Annotated in this window: 12 protein-coding genes; 6 read left to right on the forward strand and 6 right to left on the reverse strand. The window is 63.8% G+C overall.

Annotated elements, in window-relative coordinates:
• The first annotated feature begins 541 nt into the window (after positions 1-541).
• From DSAT_RS05210 to pdxA, 5 genes are all read left to right on the forward strand, one after another.
• Positions 542-1,024 carry an NUDIX domain-containing protein gene (locus DSAT_RS05210; RefSeq protein ID WP_020886547.1) on the forward strand — a complete coding sequence of 161 codons (483 nt, stop codon included), beginning with the start codon at positions 542-544 and terminating at the stop codon, positions 1,022-1,024.
• Between the two features lie 7 nt (positions 1,025-1,031).
• The gene (gene glgA / locus DSAT_RS05215) at positions 1,032-2,504 is read left to right on the forward strand and encodes a glycogen synthase GlgA (RefSeq protein ID WP_020886548.1); all 1,473 of its coding nucleotides are present in this window, start codon (positions 1,032-1,034) and stop codon (positions 2,502-2,504) included.
• 118 nt (positions 2,505-2,622) lie between these two features.
• Positions 2,623-2,931, forward strand: a complete 309-nt coding sequence (locus tag DSAT_RS05220; protein ID WP_020886549.1) for an isoamylase early set domain-containing protein — start codon at positions 2,623-2,625, stop codon at positions 2,929-2,931.
• 111 nt (positions 2,932-3,042) lie between these two features.
• Positions 3,043-4,959: a 1,4-alpha-glucan branching protein GlgB gene (gene glgB, locus DSAT_RS05225; RefSeq protein WP_020886550.1), complete on the forward strand. Its 1,917-nt coding sequence runs from the start codon at positions 3,043-3,045 to the stop codon at positions 4,957-4,959.
• The gene (gene pdxA, locus DSAT_RS05230; protein ID WP_020886551.1) at positions 4,956-5,933 is read left to right on the forward strand and encodes a 4-hydroxythreonine-4-phosphate dehydrogenase PdxA; all 978 of its coding nucleotides are present in this window, start codon (positions 4,956-4,958) and stop codon (positions 5,931-5,933) included. Before glgB ends, pdxA begins: the two co-directional genes overlap by 4 nt.
• Before the next feature lie 123 nt (positions 5,934-6,056).
• Here the strand turns inward: pdxA and DSAT_RS05235 are convergent, their stop codons facing one another.
• Genes DSAT_RS05235 through DSAT_RS05260 form a run of 6 tightly spaced genes read right to left on the reverse strand, consistent with a single transcriptional unit; the run spans position 6,057 to position 11,642 of the window.
• On the reverse strand, positions 6,057-6,866 hold the full coding sequence (locus tag DSAT_RS05235) for a tetratricopeptide repeat protein (protein WP_020886552.1): 810 nt from the start codon (positions 6,864-6,866) through the stop codon (positions 6,057-6,059).
• Positions 6,867-6,924: 58 nt separating this feature from the next.
• The gene (gene carA, locus DSAT_RS05240; protein WP_020886553.1) at positions 6,925-8,052 is read right to left on the reverse strand and encodes a glutamine-hydrolyzing carbamoyl-phosphate synthase small subunit; all 1,128 of its coding nucleotides are present in this window, start codon (positions 8,050-8,052) and stop codon (positions 6,925-6,927) included.
• A gap of 5 nt (positions 8,053-8,057) precedes the next feature.
• Positions 8,058-8,801, reverse strand: a complete 744-nt coding sequence (kdsB, locus tag DSAT_RS05245) for a 3-deoxy-manno-octulosonate cytidylyltransferase (protein WP_020886554.1) — start codon at positions 8,799-8,801, stop codon at positions 8,058-8,060.
• A gap of 12 nt (positions 8,802-8,813) precedes the next feature.
• A complete protein-coding gene (locus DSAT_RS05250) occupies positions 8,814-10,097 on the reverse strand; it encodes a 3-deoxy-D-manno-octulosonic acid transferase (protein WP_020886555.1) in 1,284 nt (427 codons plus the stop codon).
• Positions 10,094-11,047, reverse strand: coding sequence for a D-alanine--D-alanine ligase family protein (locus tag DSAT_RS05255; protein WP_020886556.1), 954 nt, complete (start codon positions 11,045-11,047; stop codon positions 10,094-10,096). The genes DSAT_RS05250 and DSAT_RS05255 overlap by 4 nt, the downstream gene beginning before the upstream one ends.
• A complete protein-coding gene (locus DSAT_RS05260; RefSeq protein ID WP_020886557.1) occupies positions 11,010-11,642 on the reverse strand; it encodes an HD domain-containing protein in 633 nt (210 codons plus the stop codon). Before DSAT_RS05260 ends, DSAT_RS05255 begins: the two co-directional genes overlap by 38 nt.
• Before the next feature lie 143 nt (positions 11,643-11,785).
• Between DSAT_RS05260 and hypD the strand changes: the two genes are divergently transcribed.
• Positions 11,786-12,874 (forward strand): hydrogenase formation protein HypD, encoded by a 1,089-nt coding sequence (gene hypD, locus DSAT_RS05265; RefSeq protein WP_020886558.1) that lies wholly within the window; start codon positions 11,786-11,788, stop codon positions 12,872-12,874.
• Positions 12,875-12,876: the final 2 nt, after the last annotated feature.

The following is a 12,876-nucleotide window of genomic DNA, read 5'->3' on the forward strand; positions in this document are numbered from 1 at the left end:
CTTCGTGCTTTCAGGCTGCTGAAAACGTGCCATCTGCGGCGTTGCCGCGAACAATCCAGTCCCTCGCGTATTTTTTGATACGCGTCGGGCCTGGATTGTTCTTGCGCCTTGCATCTGACGCGTTTTGAGCAGCCTGGAAAAAGGGTTTGTCATCAAGCTCGTGCTTTTGCGGGTTCCTTGGTCGATCGTGGGCAAAAGCTCCGGAATCCTTATCTCCTGGGCGTTTTCGGGGCATGGGAACGAGCCGCTGTGGACGTATGGGGCTTGGCGCGGCTGCGACGCGCCGTTGATCGGGTCGCGTATGGACGGTGAAGGAATTTCTCGCGCCTGGGCGGACATGGGCTTTTTCGCCATCGGAGTGCAAAGATCGATGGAGGACCGTGAGTCCTGTCGTGCAAAATTTTGAACCCTGCTGATTTTTTCCCTTTCGGCGGCTGGCCTTCTTGTCACGCCATATGATTTATCCTACCTTGAATTGTCGGAACTCACCCTGTCGCCCAAGTCCCTTGGTCGGCCGCTCGCAACGGGAGTCTCTCCGTCCATGTTCAAGACGCTTTCCTGCCCCAGGTGCGGACACGGTATTTCCCTGTTCGCCAATCCGACGCCCACGGTGGACGTGGTCGTCTATCTGCCGTGGCGGGGCGTTCTACTCGTGGAGCGCGGCAACGAGCCGTTCGGCTACGCGCTTCCCGGAGGGTTCGTGGACGAGGGGGAGACGGCCGAGAGCGCGGCAGTGCGCGAGGCGAGCGAGGAGACGGGGCTCGAAGTGGTCCTCACGGGAATTCTGGGCGTCTACTCGAGGCCCGATCGCGACCCGCGCCGCCACACCATGAGCGTGGTCTACACCGCGCTGCCCATGACCCAGGACGAGCCCAGGGCGGGCGACGATGCCGCGCGCGCGGCCTATCATCCCCTGGACCGGCTGCCTCGCCCCATTGTTTTCGATCACGAGGAAATCCTGCGCGACTTTGCGGACTCGCTTGCGCGCGCCAACCGATACGTCAGCAAGGCCCTCAAAGGATAGGAGCGTCATGGCCACAGGCGCGCAAGAGCGATACGACGTCATCTTCGTCACCTCGGAGATGTTCCCCTTCTCGAAGACGGGCGGCCTTGCGGACGTGCTCGGCGCGCTTCCTCCGGCGTTGGCCCGACAGGGGCTGAAGGTGGGGGTGGTCACGCCGCTGTACGGCCGCATGAAGGCCGAGGAGTTCGACCCGCGCCTCGTCTCCTCGGATTGCCATGTGGGCTATCCCTGGCCTCCCATCACGGCGGAAATATACCAGGCCGAGTACCACGGCGTGACCGTGTGGTTCGTGGCCCGCGACGAATACTTCGACCGTCGCCAGTACTACAACACCTACAAGGGTGATTATTTCGACAACTGCGAGCGGTTTACCTTCTTCTCCCGTGCCGTGGTCGAATGGATCAAGCGTCTGGGCAAGGCCCCGGCCGTCATCCACGTCAACGACTGGCAGTCGGCGCTCGTTCCGGTCTGGATCCACTACCTCAAGCGCAGCGATCCCTTCTGGACGGATGCCAAGACCATCCTGACGATCCACAACCTCGCCTTCCAAGGCAGGTTTTCCTCGCGTCTATTTTTCGATTCGGGACTCCCTCACGAGGCTTGGCACATGGAGGGGTGCGAGTTCTGGGGGGACTTCAACCTCCTCAAGTCGGGCATCGCCCATGCGGACTGCATCTCCACGGTGAGCCCTTCCTACGCCGAGGAGATACTGACGCCCGAGTTCGGCTGCGGGCTCGAAGGGATTCTCGCCAAGCGCGCCCACTGTCTGCACGGGATCATCAACGGCGCGGACTACGACGTCTGGGATCCCGCCAAGGACAAGTTCCTGCCATCGTGCTATTCGCCGCAGCGCATGACCGGCAAGATGTGGTGCAAAAAGAAGCTGATTCGCGAGTACTATCTCTCGGACATGTTGGAACAGCGGCCAATCATGGGCTTCATCGGCCGGTTGCGCCGCCAGAAGGGCATCGATTTGCTCATCGACATCATGCCCCAGGTCATGGACCTTAACGTCGGCGTGATCGTCCTGGGCGAGGGCAATCTTGATTTCGAGGCCCGTTTGCTGGAAATGATGGAAGAGTATCAGGGGCAGTTGCACGTTATCGTCGGCTACACCGAGGAACTGGCCCATCGCATTCAGGCGGGCTGCGACATCTTTCTCATGCCTTCGCGCTACGAGCCGTGCGGACTTACCCAGATGTACGCCCTGCGCTATGGGACGCCGCCCGTGGCCACGGCAGTGGGCGGGCTCAAGGACACCATCGTGCCGTATCCCGACCCGGAGGCCACCGGCTTCACGTTCGACGAGCCCGACAGCGGCCTGTTCCTCGACGCCATCGCCACGGCCTGCGCCTTGTGGGAGGATCGGAAGGCCTGGGAGGAAATGGTCATGCGGGCCATGACCCAGGATTTCAGGTGGGATCGTTCGGCGGAACAGTATCTCGCACTGTATCGTTCGCTCGGCCTTGAGGCACCCTGATCGGGAAGAGGGAAGTTCCGGTTTTCTCTTGCCGCCGACATGGGAAAGAGATACATAGCCGCGTAGATTCGGTAACAGGTTTACGATCCGCGACTCGAACGCTCCAGGAGGAATGCCCGTGGCTCTCTCCAAGAAATTTTTGAAGAACAAGCCGGTCTGCAAGGTCACGTTCACGTTGGCTCCCGATCTTGTCCAGGACGCCAAGAAGGTCTTCCTGGTGGGTGAGTTCAACGATTGGAAGGTGGACGCCACTCCCATGCGCAAACTCAAGGACGGGGCCTTCACCCGTACGTTGGACCTGGAGGCCGGCCGCGATTACCAGTTCCGCTATCTCATCGACGGCCGCGATTGGGTCAACGACTGGCAGGCAGACCGCTACGAGTTCAGCCCGTTCGGCAATTGCGAGAACTCCGTCGTCAGCCTGTAGGCCTCCCCGGATATCGCCGAGGAAGGGCACGGCCGTGCGGATGGGTTGCGCTTCTGTCCGCGTAGGGCCGTGTTTTTTGATTTCACCGCGCCGCCGCGCAAAGGATCGAGCATGAACCACGGCACCACGCCAGCCTATATCCCACCTTTCGACCTCTACCTTTTCGGTAAGGGGCAGCACTGGGACCTCTACCGGGTCCTGGGCTGCCATCCCGTTGAGGAGGAGGGCCGCCGGATGTGGCGCTTCGCGGTATGGGCTCCCAACGCCTCCGCCGTGAGTTTGGTCGGCGATTTCAACGGCTGGCTATCGGACTCGCACCCCCTGTACCCCGTCGGCGTCTCGGGCGTCTGGGCCGGACTGTGTGAGGACGTGGACCAGGGGACCATCTACAAGTACGCGGTCAGCGCGCAGAACGGAGCGACGACGCTCAAGACCGACCCTTTTGCCTTCTGCACCGAGCTTCGTCCCGGTAACGCGGCCGTGGTCTGGCCGCTGGACAACCACGCCTGGGGCGACGAGGCCTGGATGCGCGAACGCCGCGCAACGGGGCTGCCCCTGGCCAAGCCCATCTCCATGTACGAGATCCACGCGGGCTCGTGGCAGTGGGCTGGGCATGAATACGGCCAGTTTTTGGGCTACCGTGAGATGGCCGACAAACTGATCCCCTACCTGAAGGATCTGGGCTTCACCCACATCGAGTTCATGCCTCTGGCCGAGCATTCCCTGGACCAGTCATGGGGGTACCAGACGACGCATTATTTCGCGCCTACGTCGCGCCACGGACGTCCCGAAGACCTGAAATACTTCATCGACCGTTGTCATCAGGAGGGGATCGGCGTCATCCTCGACTGGGTGCCCGGCCATTTTCCCAAGGACAACTGGTGCCTGGGCCGGTTCGACGGCAGCGCCCTCTACGAACATGCCGACCCGCGCAAGGGCGAGCACCCCGACTGGGGGACCTACATTTTCAACTACGGCCGCCATGAGGTGCGTAACTTCCTGTTGGCCAACGCGTTATACTGGCTCAAGGAATTTCATTTCGATGGCCTGCGCATCGACGCCGTGGCCTCGATGCTCTACCTGGACTACTCGCGCAAGGAGGGGGAGTGGATTCCCAATGAACACGGAGGCCGCGAAAACATCGAGGCCGTGGAGTTCCTGCGCGAGTTGAACGTGGTAGTTCACGACCAGTTCCCAGGCGCTGCCATGATCGCCGAGGAGTCCACTGCCTGGCCGGGCGTCTCGCGGCCTACCTATTCGGGCGGGCTGGGCTTCACCTTCAAGTGGAACATGGGCTGGATGCACGACCAGCTCGCCTACTTCTCCAAGGAACCGGTGCACCGCTCCTGGCATCATAACAGTCTCACGTTCTCCATGCTCTACGCGTTCACGGAGAACTTCGTGCTGCCCATCTCCCACGACGAGGTCGTGCACGGCAAGGGTTCGCTTCTCTCCAAGATGCCGGGCGATTATTGGCAGAAATTCGCCAACATGCGCCTTTTCTTGTCCTACATGTGGGCGCATCCGGGCAAGAAGCTGATCTTCATGGGCTCCGAGTTCGGCCAGTGGCGCGAATGGGACTGCATGTCGCCGCTGGACTGGAACCTCATGGACTACCCCGCGCACCAGGGCATCATGTCCACGCTGCGCGACCTGAACCGCCTGCTGCGGGAAGAGCCCGCCATGCACGCGGTGGACTTCGAGTGGCAGGGTTTCGAGTGGGTCGACCTGCACGACTGGCAGGCCTCGGTCATCAGTTTTCTGCGCAAGGATCGTGCGGGGAATCCCTTGCTGTGGGTTTTCAACTTCACGCCAGTGGTGCGCGAGAACTATCGCGTGGGATGTCCGCATGGCGGCCATTGGCGGGAGATTTTCAACTCCGACGCGGAATTCTACGGCGGCTCCAACGTCGGCAACGTTCACGGAGCCATGGCACGCGAAAGCGAAATTCCCGGAGGCTGGGGCCATTACGTCGAACTGACCCTTCCGCCGCTGGCCGCTATGGCCTTCAAGCCCTCTTGGTTATGAAGCCGCTCCTCGTGACCCTCGGCGATCCGGACGGCCTGGGGCCGGAACTCGCTTGCCGTGTGCTTGGGAAGGGTGCGCCCGAGGCGCCGGTTCTGATCGTCGGCCCCGAGGAGCCGCTCGCGCGCCACGCGGAGCGGCTGGGCCTGCCCGCTTTTTGGCGACGCGTGGCCTCGTCCGAGGAGGCGCGAGAGGGCGTTTCGCTGCTCGTTCCCGAGGAATTGGAGGAGTTCTGCTGCGATCCGGGCCGGGCCAGGCCCGAGGGCGGCCGCGCGGCAGGGATCGCGCTCGGCCGTGCGGCCCGTCTGATGCGCGCGGGAGCGGGACGCGCTCTTGTGACGTGCCCTTTACACAAGGCCATGCTCATGGAGGCCGGATTCGAGTTCCCTGGGCACACAGAATTCCTGGCCGAGGCGGCAGGGCTCATGCCGGACGACGTCACCATGTGTCTGGCCGGACCGCGCCTGCGCGTAGGGCTTGTGACCACGCACCCGCCTCTGCGCGGGGTGCCCGACCTGATTACCGAGCAGCGTGTGCTGCGTTCCCTGACGCACCTTTGGGAGTTCACCCGACGTTTGGGGCTCGATGCCCCGCTGGCCGTGTGTGGTCTCAATCCGCATGCGGGCGAGGGAGGCCGCATCGGCCGCGAGGAGATCGAGGTCATCGGTCCGGCCGTGCACACGGCGCGGGACAGGGGAATCGACGCCCTCGGGCCGCTTCCGGCGGACACGCTCTTTCATCGCGCCGCGCGCGGGGATTTTTCGGCCGTCCTGGCCATGTATCACGACCAGGGGCTTGGGCCGCTCAAGCTTTTGCACTTTGGCGAGGCGGTCAACGTCACACTCGGGCTGCCGTATGTCCGCACCTCGCCGGATCATGGCACGGGCCACGACGTGACCGGCACGGGGCGGGCCGATGCCGGGGGTTTTAGGGCCGCGATGCGGCTTGCGCTCGATCTGACCCGCGAGGCCGGGTAGGCGACCGCCTCAAGGGCATCATCTGCTGCGTTACCACGAAAAATTGAAGGCCGACTTGCGGGGGAACGCGTGTCGGCCTTGAATTCTGTGTACGGCTTGGGAAGGGGAGTTGTTTCAAGCCTCTCAAGCTTCCTGTTCCAGTTTCTTCTGTGCGAACTGCAACATCTTTTGAGCCTGCTGGAAAGAAGGGTTGATCTTTAGCGCCCGTTTGGCCATCTCGGCCATGGGCCGCCATTTTTGCCAGTCGTGATACAGTCTGCCGATGTTGAAGAACAGGAACTCATCGTGGTGGCAGGATTCCAGGGCCTTCCTGTAGTACTGCTCGGCCGTCTTGAAGTCCTTCATCTTGCGCAGGACGATGCCGATGCGGTTGTACAGATGCACGGCATCGGGATCGTTGCGCAGTGCGTCCTCAAGGTATCCGTAGGCTTCCTGGTATTGTTCGTGCTTGAGGAAGAGATCAGCGATGTTGGCCTTGAAATCCGTGTCCTGGCTGAACTCGCGCACCAGGGCGTCGGCCGTTTTCTTGGCTTCGGCGTGGTCTTTGGCAGTGAGCCTTGATTCGATATCCTTCAATCCCTGCTGCTTGCGTTTGGCGATCAGTGCAAGCAGGGCCTGGGCTTCCTCGGTCGTGGAGGTGTTCAGTTCCTTGAGCACCTCGTTCATCTGGGCGTAGAGGCTACGCTCCTCGCCGGGGGCATAATCGAGCTGCAGCGGATAGGCCTGGGTGAAGTTCCTGTCCGATCCCAAGGCGAAGACGGCTTGCGAGATGAGTTGGACGAACTCTTCCTTCTCCGCCTTCATGAGGGGGGTCTTGATGACGATGAGCAGCGCCTGCTGCAGACATTGCGCGGCGGGGAGAACTTTCTCCTGTTTAAGGAGCGAGCCGATCTTGTTGATCAGCTGCCTGGCTTTGATGAGTTCCGCCGACATCGTTTCAACCCCCTTTGGTGACAAGACTTTTCCGGGTGCAGAATAGCCCTCTTTCCGTTCACTTTCCAGTCGTTTCACGCACCAGGGTGCGGAAGCGGGTGAAGAAGAACTGCGCGTCGTGCGGCCCGGGACCGGCCTCGGGATGGTATTGCAGGGTGATGATGGGCTTCTTCTTGTGACGAAAGCCTTCCAACGTCTGGTCGTTCAGATTGACATGCGTCATCTCCACGTCGTCGAGCCGGGAAATGTCCACGCAGAAGCCGTGGTTTTGCGAGGATATCTCGATGCGGCCGGTCAGGAGATCCTTGACCGGATGGTTGATGCCGTGATGTCCAAACTTGAGCTTGTAGGTGGAGCCGCCCAGCGCCGTGCCGAGCAGTTGGTGGCCGAGGCAGATGCCGCCCAGGGGATAGCTGCCGGTCATCCGTGCGATCTGGGCGATGGGGCCTTGCAGGGTGGCCGGGTCGCCGGGGCCGGGCGAGAAGAAGACCGCGTCGGGCGAGAGCTTGGCGACCTGTTCGGCTGTGAAGGAGGAGGGCACCATGAGCATGTCGAAGCCCTGATCGGCCAGGAGGCGCAGGATGTTCCACTTGATGCCGAAGTCGAAGACCACGAGACGCGGACCGGGGCCGGGCCAGGCGTAGGCCCCGTCGTTCAAAACGGCCTCTTTCGGGCCGTTTGCGGACCAGGTGTAGGGCTTTGCGGGCGTGACCGTCTCGGCCAGGTTCGAACCTTCCATGGTCGGCAGTTCGCGGCAGCGGGCAACGAGCCGGGCCGGATCCTTCTCCCGCGTGGAGATCAGGCCGCGCATGGCTCCGTGCAGGCGCAGATGGCGGGTCAGGGCGCGGGTATCGATGCCCTCGATGCCCATCACGCCGTACTCGCGCAAATAGTCGGGAAGGCTCTTCTTGGCGCGCCAGTTGGAGGGCGTCTTGCAACATTCCTTGACGATGAACGCCTCCACCCGGATGCGGCTCGACTCCACGTCGTCGAGGTTGACGCCGTAGTTGCCGATGTGGGGATAGGTCATGCAGACCATCTGCCCCACGTAGGAGGGGTCGGTGAGGATCTCCTGATATCCGGTCATGCCGGTGTTGAAGATGACCTCGCCGCCGGTTTCGCCGTCGCCCGTGAAGGAGGCCCCGGAAAACCAAGTGCCGTCCTCAAGCGCCAAAATCGCTTCCATTTCGCTCACTCCGCAAGCATCGCGGCCACGGCCGCGACATCCTCGGGGCGGTCCACGCCCCGTGTTCCCTTGTCCACGCAAACTACGCGGATGGGAATGCCGTTTTCCAAAAGCCTCAGTTGTTCAAGGCACTCCAGCCGTTCGAGCCGCCCCGGGGGCAGGCTCGTGAAGCGCGCAAGCGCCTTCATGCGAAATGCGTACAGGCCAATGTGCCCGAAAAAGCCTCGCGCTTCCTCCCCCCGATGGAAGGGCACGGCCGCGCGCGAAAAGTACAGGGCGTCGCCGTTGGCCGCGCAGACCACCTTGACCTGATCGGGGCTTCTGGCCCGCTCGTCGCCGATGGCGTGCGCCAAGGTGGCGACCTGCACGCCGGGATCGGCGAACGGGGCCACCAGGGCCGAGATCATGGCCGGGTCCAGGGCAGGCTCGTCACCCTGAACGTTGACCACCACGGCCTCCTCGGGAATCCCGAGCAGGCTCGCGGCCTCGTGGACGCGGTCCGTGCCGCTGGCATGGTGCGCGCCGGTCATGACCACCGGAACATTCATCTCGCGCGCCTTGCCGGCGATGCGCTGGTCGTCCGTGGCCAGAGTCACGCTCGCAAGCTCCGGACAGCGCGATGCCCTGGCGTGCACATGCCAGAACATGGGCTTGCCCAGAATATCGATCAGCGGCTTGCCCGGAAACCTGGTGGAGGCGAAGCGCGCCGGTATGATCCCGTGACAGGGAGGGAGTGCGTTTGCGGCCAAAGCGACCACTCCTTACGCGAAAGCGCCGCGCTCCGCAAGGAGTGTCGCCAGACGCGCGGCGGTCGCCTGGGCACCTCCTTGGCGCGGTCTGACATATTCGGCCAGGGCCGAGCGCACGTCTTTGCGCTCCTGCGGCGCGGCGCAAATGTCGGCAAGAGCGGGTGCGAGCTCCGAGGCATCGCGCACCTCGCGTACGAGCCCCGCGTCCACGATTTCGCGGCCGACCCAGGCGAAGTTCTTCCAGTGCGGCCCGATGACGGCGGGCGTTCCCGCGGCCAGCGGTTCGAGAAAGTTTTGTCCGCCGAGCGGGGCGAGGCTGCCGCCAAGAAAGGCCGCCCGCGCCAGGGAGTAGGCGTCGCGAAGCTCGCCGAAGGCGTCCCAGAGGATGATCGAGCCGGGCGTGGCCGGGCCGTCGAGCGCGGTCTTGGCGTAAAATCGGAGTCCGGCCGCCTGAAGCCGCTCCTGCCAGGCGCGCAGGCGCTCCATGTGGCGCGGGAAAAGGCCGATCACGGCGTCGGGACGTGCGCGAATAAGGGCGGCCATGGCCATCGTCACGGCCGTTTCCTCGGGCTCGCGCACCGAACCGAAGACCACGAACTCGGCATCCCCGGGCAGAAGCGCCGACAGGGCTTGCGGAGGATTGGGCGGCGTATCGAGGCGCAACTGATCGAACTTGATGTTGGGGGTGACGGTAACGGTCGCGTTAGGAAAGAGCGCGGCGTAGCGGTTCGCGTCGCGCTTCGAGATGGCCAGCACCTCGTGTGGGCCGAAGGGGCGCAAAAGGCCTGCCAGGGGCAGGCTTCGGGCCAGGGTGCGCGGCGACATGCGGGCGTTGGCCACCACAAGCGTTGCGCCGTGTTCCCTGGCCGAGGCCATGAGGCCGGGCCAAAGCTCGGTCTCCAGAAGCGCCACCACGGCAGGATTCACGCCCGTCATGGCCGCACGCATGAGCGAAGGCCGGTCGAAGGGGCAGTAGGCCGCGAAAAGCGCGACCGGCGCGTTTGATCCGGCCAGCCGTTCCCCGGCGCGGCTCAGAATGTCGTGGCCCTGGCGGGTGTTGGTGGTCGTGAGGATGCGCAAGCGCGCGCCTTGTGGAACGACGGGGATGAGGGCCTGGGCGATACTCTCGGCGAGGTAGGATTCGCCCGCTGAAGCCGCGTGCAGCCACAACTCGGCGCGCGGCAGGGGCGTTTGCAGCATGCGTTGGTCAAAGCCCTCGCGCAGCCGTGGGTTGCGCTTCAAAAGCGGCGGCAGGAGCCGCCACAGGGCGTCGTATGCGCGAAGGGCGATTTTCACGCCTCGTCCCAGGCGAGCGGTTCCGGCGCGCAGGCTCGGCGACGCGCACAGCGCGCAAGTCCAAGGTCGATGAGCCGCGCCGCGAGGTCCTGAAAGCTTATTCCTGCGGCGGCCGCCGACCGGGGCACAAGGCTCGTGGGGGTCATGCCGGGCAGGGTGTTGACTTCGAGCAGCACTGGGCCGTCGTCCGTGACAATGAAGTCGCTGCGCGAGTAGCCTTCGCATCCCAAGGCGACGTGCGCGCGCAGCGCAAGTTCGCGCACCCGCGCGGAGAGAGCGTCGTCCACAGGCGCGGGGCAGATTTCCTCCGCGCCATCCTGCTCGTACTTGCTGCGGTAGTCGAAGAAGTCGCAGCACAGCTTGGGACGGATGAGGATCGTGGGCAGGGCTTCGTCCCCGAGCACGGCGCAGGTCATCTCGAAGCCTGGCGCGGCCTCTTCCACCAGGGGCTGCTTGCCCGAGGCGAAGATGGGTGAGAGGGCTTCGCGTAGTTCCTCGTGCGTGGCCGCGCGGCGCATGTCCAGGCTCGACCCGCCGTCGTTGGGCTTGACGAAGAGCGGGAAACGCAGGTCGCATTCCCAGTCGGGGCCGGGCGGCACGGGCAGAAAGGTCCACTCGGGCGTGGGGATGCCGCGAAGTCGGAATATCTGCTTGGCCGCCGCCTTGTGAAGGGCCAGGAACGATGCTTCGGGACCCGAACCCTGGTAAGGAACGTCGGCCGCGTCGAGCATGGCCTGAATCAGGCCGTCCTCGCCTGGCGCGCCGTGCAGGTTCAAGAACGCGAAGTCGTGGTCGCGCGCGGCCGTGATCAGGCCGTCGAATCCGGGCAGGGGGTCGAACGGCGTGACCGTGTGGCCAAGCCCCGTCAGGGCCCGCTCGATCTGGGCCGCTCCCGAGAGGGAGACAGCGCGTTCACCCGACCAGCCGCCCGCTATCAAAAGGATACGCATCGAGGTCCTCGCCGAGGAGAGTGGACATGCGCTCTTCGATGAGCAGCGCCTGTTCCACGGTCCAGCGGATTTTTTCTTGGATTTCGGGGGTGTGTCCGTAGCGCACGAGCAGGTCCTCGAACCGCTCGCGTAGCGAGACGAGGTTTTCGTGCTTGGCCCGCTTGTCGCCGTAGAGCACCGCCAGGGGCATGAAATATCGGCTCACGTTGATCTCGAAGGGCCAGTAGACATGATGGGTGACGCCCATGGCCAGGACCGGATTGCCGGTCAATTCCATGGCCCAGGCCCCGCCGATCAGGGAATGCGAACCGCCGTGAAGGATGCAGTAGTGCTTGGCCAAGTCGTGCAGCAGGGCCGAGGCGCGCACGCTCTGCACACAGACGTCGAGTCCGGCGGCATGGGCGAGCTCTGCCAACTGCCCGGCCACGCGGGCCACTACGAGGCTGTGCGCCCGGATGTGTTCGGGCATGTCGTAGCGGTCCCACCAAGCCAGACATTGCTCGTCCGTGGGCACGAGCCATTCGGGCCGGAGGCTGCTTTGGAACAGGCCGGGGCGGTGGAAGAGGGGCGAGTCGTCGCTTTCGTATCGGGTCATGGTTTCACTCATCCGTCGACAGCCAACGTATAGTCATTTCGGGAAAATTTCCACGATTGACAGAGGATTGATCCTGCATGTAGCAACATCTCGTAAACGCTCGCAATCCCCCGTCACGGCGGGGCCTGAACCGGAGACACGTCGTGGATCTATTCGCCGGATTCCGCGACCCCGCCATCGCACGCGCACTGCTCGAAAAGATCAGGGGCGAAACGCGCGGGGTCCGTTTCATGGAGGTGTGCGGCACGCACACCGTGGCCATTTTCCAAAGCGGCCTGCATTCGCTGCTCCCGGAAAACATCGTTCACCTCACTGGCCCGGGCTGCCCTGTGTGCGTCACGCACGACGCCGAAGTGGCCGCATACCTCGAAGCGGCCGCCAAGGACAAGGTCATCATCGCCACCTTCGGCGACCTGATGAAGGTGCCCGGCCCCGGCGGAGCGAGCCTCAAGTCCGCCCAGGCCGACGGCGCGCGCGTGAAGGTCGTCTATTCGCCGTCCGACGCCCTGGCGTTGGCGCGCGACAATCCGGACGACACGGTGGTCTTCATCGGCGTGGGCTTCGAGACCACGGCCCCAGGCATGGCCGCCACGGTGAAGATGGCCAGGGCCGAGGGGCTCTCGAACTTCAAGGTGCTCTCCTTTCACAAGCTCGTGCCCCCTGCGCTGGAAGCGCTGCTCTCCGACCCCGGCATGGAAATCGAGGCCTTCATCCTGCCCGGCCACGTCTCGGCGGTCATCGGCGCGGGCGCTTACCGTCCCTTGGCCGAGAAATTCAAGGTTCCCGCCGTGGTGGCGGGCTTCGAACCCCTGGATATCCTGCAGGGGCTCATAATCCTTATCGAGATGCTGCGCGAGGGACGCCACGGCGTGGTCAACCAATACACCCGCGTAGTCACGGAAGATGGCAACGCCAAGGCTCGCGCCCTGGTGGCCGAGGTCTTCGAGACCTCGGACGCGCTGTGGCGGGGCATAGGGACGATTCCCGGCAGCGGGCTGACCTTTGCCAAAGAATATGCCGACTTCGATGCCCTTGCCGCCCTGGGCATCGAATTGAAGGAAACCCCGCCCATCAAGGGCTGCATGTGCGGCGATGTGCTCAAGGGCAAGTTGGCCCCGAACAAGTGTCCGCTGTTTAAAAAGGCCTGCACCCCGGCCAGACCCGTGGGGCCGTGCATGGTCTCCAGCGAGGGCTCCTGCGCCGCCTACTTCAAGTACAATCTGGAGTCCTGAAA

The sequence above is a fragment of the Alkalidesulfovibrio alkalitolerans DSM 16529 genome, assembly GCF_000422245.1.
Lineage (GTDB): Bacteria > Desulfobacterota > Desulfovibrionia > Desulfovibrionales > Desulfovibrionaceae > Alkalidesulfovibrio > Alkalidesulfovibrio alkalitolerans.

What these genes read in the sequence shown, in the direction of transcription:
- DSAT_RS05255 (WP_020886556.1), bottom strand. Translation starts at nt 11,047, where the DNA reads ATGCGTATCCTTTTGATAGCGGGCGGCTGGTCGGGTGAACGCGCTGTC.
- glgB (WP_020886550.1), top strand. Translation starts at nt 3,043, where the DNA reads ATGAACCACGGCACCACGCCAGCCTATATCCCACCTTTCGACCTCTAC.
- glgA (WP_020886548.1), top strand. Translation starts at nt 1,032, where the DNA reads ATGGCCACAGGCGCGCAAGAGCGATACGACGTCATCTTCGTCACCTCG.
- carA (WP_020886553.1), bottom strand. Translation starts at nt 8,052, where the DNA reads ATGGAAGCGATTTTGGCGCTTGAGGACGGCACTTGGTTTTCCGGGGCC.
- pdxA (WP_020886551.1), top strand. Translation starts at nt 4,956, where the DNA reads ATGAAGCCGCTCCTCGTGACCCTCGGCGATCCGGACGGCCTGGGGCCG.
- DSAT_RS05260 (WP_020886557.1), bottom strand. Translation starts at nt 11,642, where the DNA reads ATGACCCGATACGAAAGCGACGACTCGCCCCTCTTCCACCGCCCCGGC.
- DSAT_RS05235 (WP_020886552.1), bottom strand. Translation starts at nt 6,866, where the DNA reads ATGTCGGCGGAACTCATCAAAGCCAGGCAGCTGATCAACAAGATCGGC.
- DSAT_RS05210 (WP_020886547.1), top strand. Translation starts at nt 542, where the DNA reads ATGTTCAAGACGCTTTCCTGCCCCAGGTGCGGACACGGTATTTCCCTG.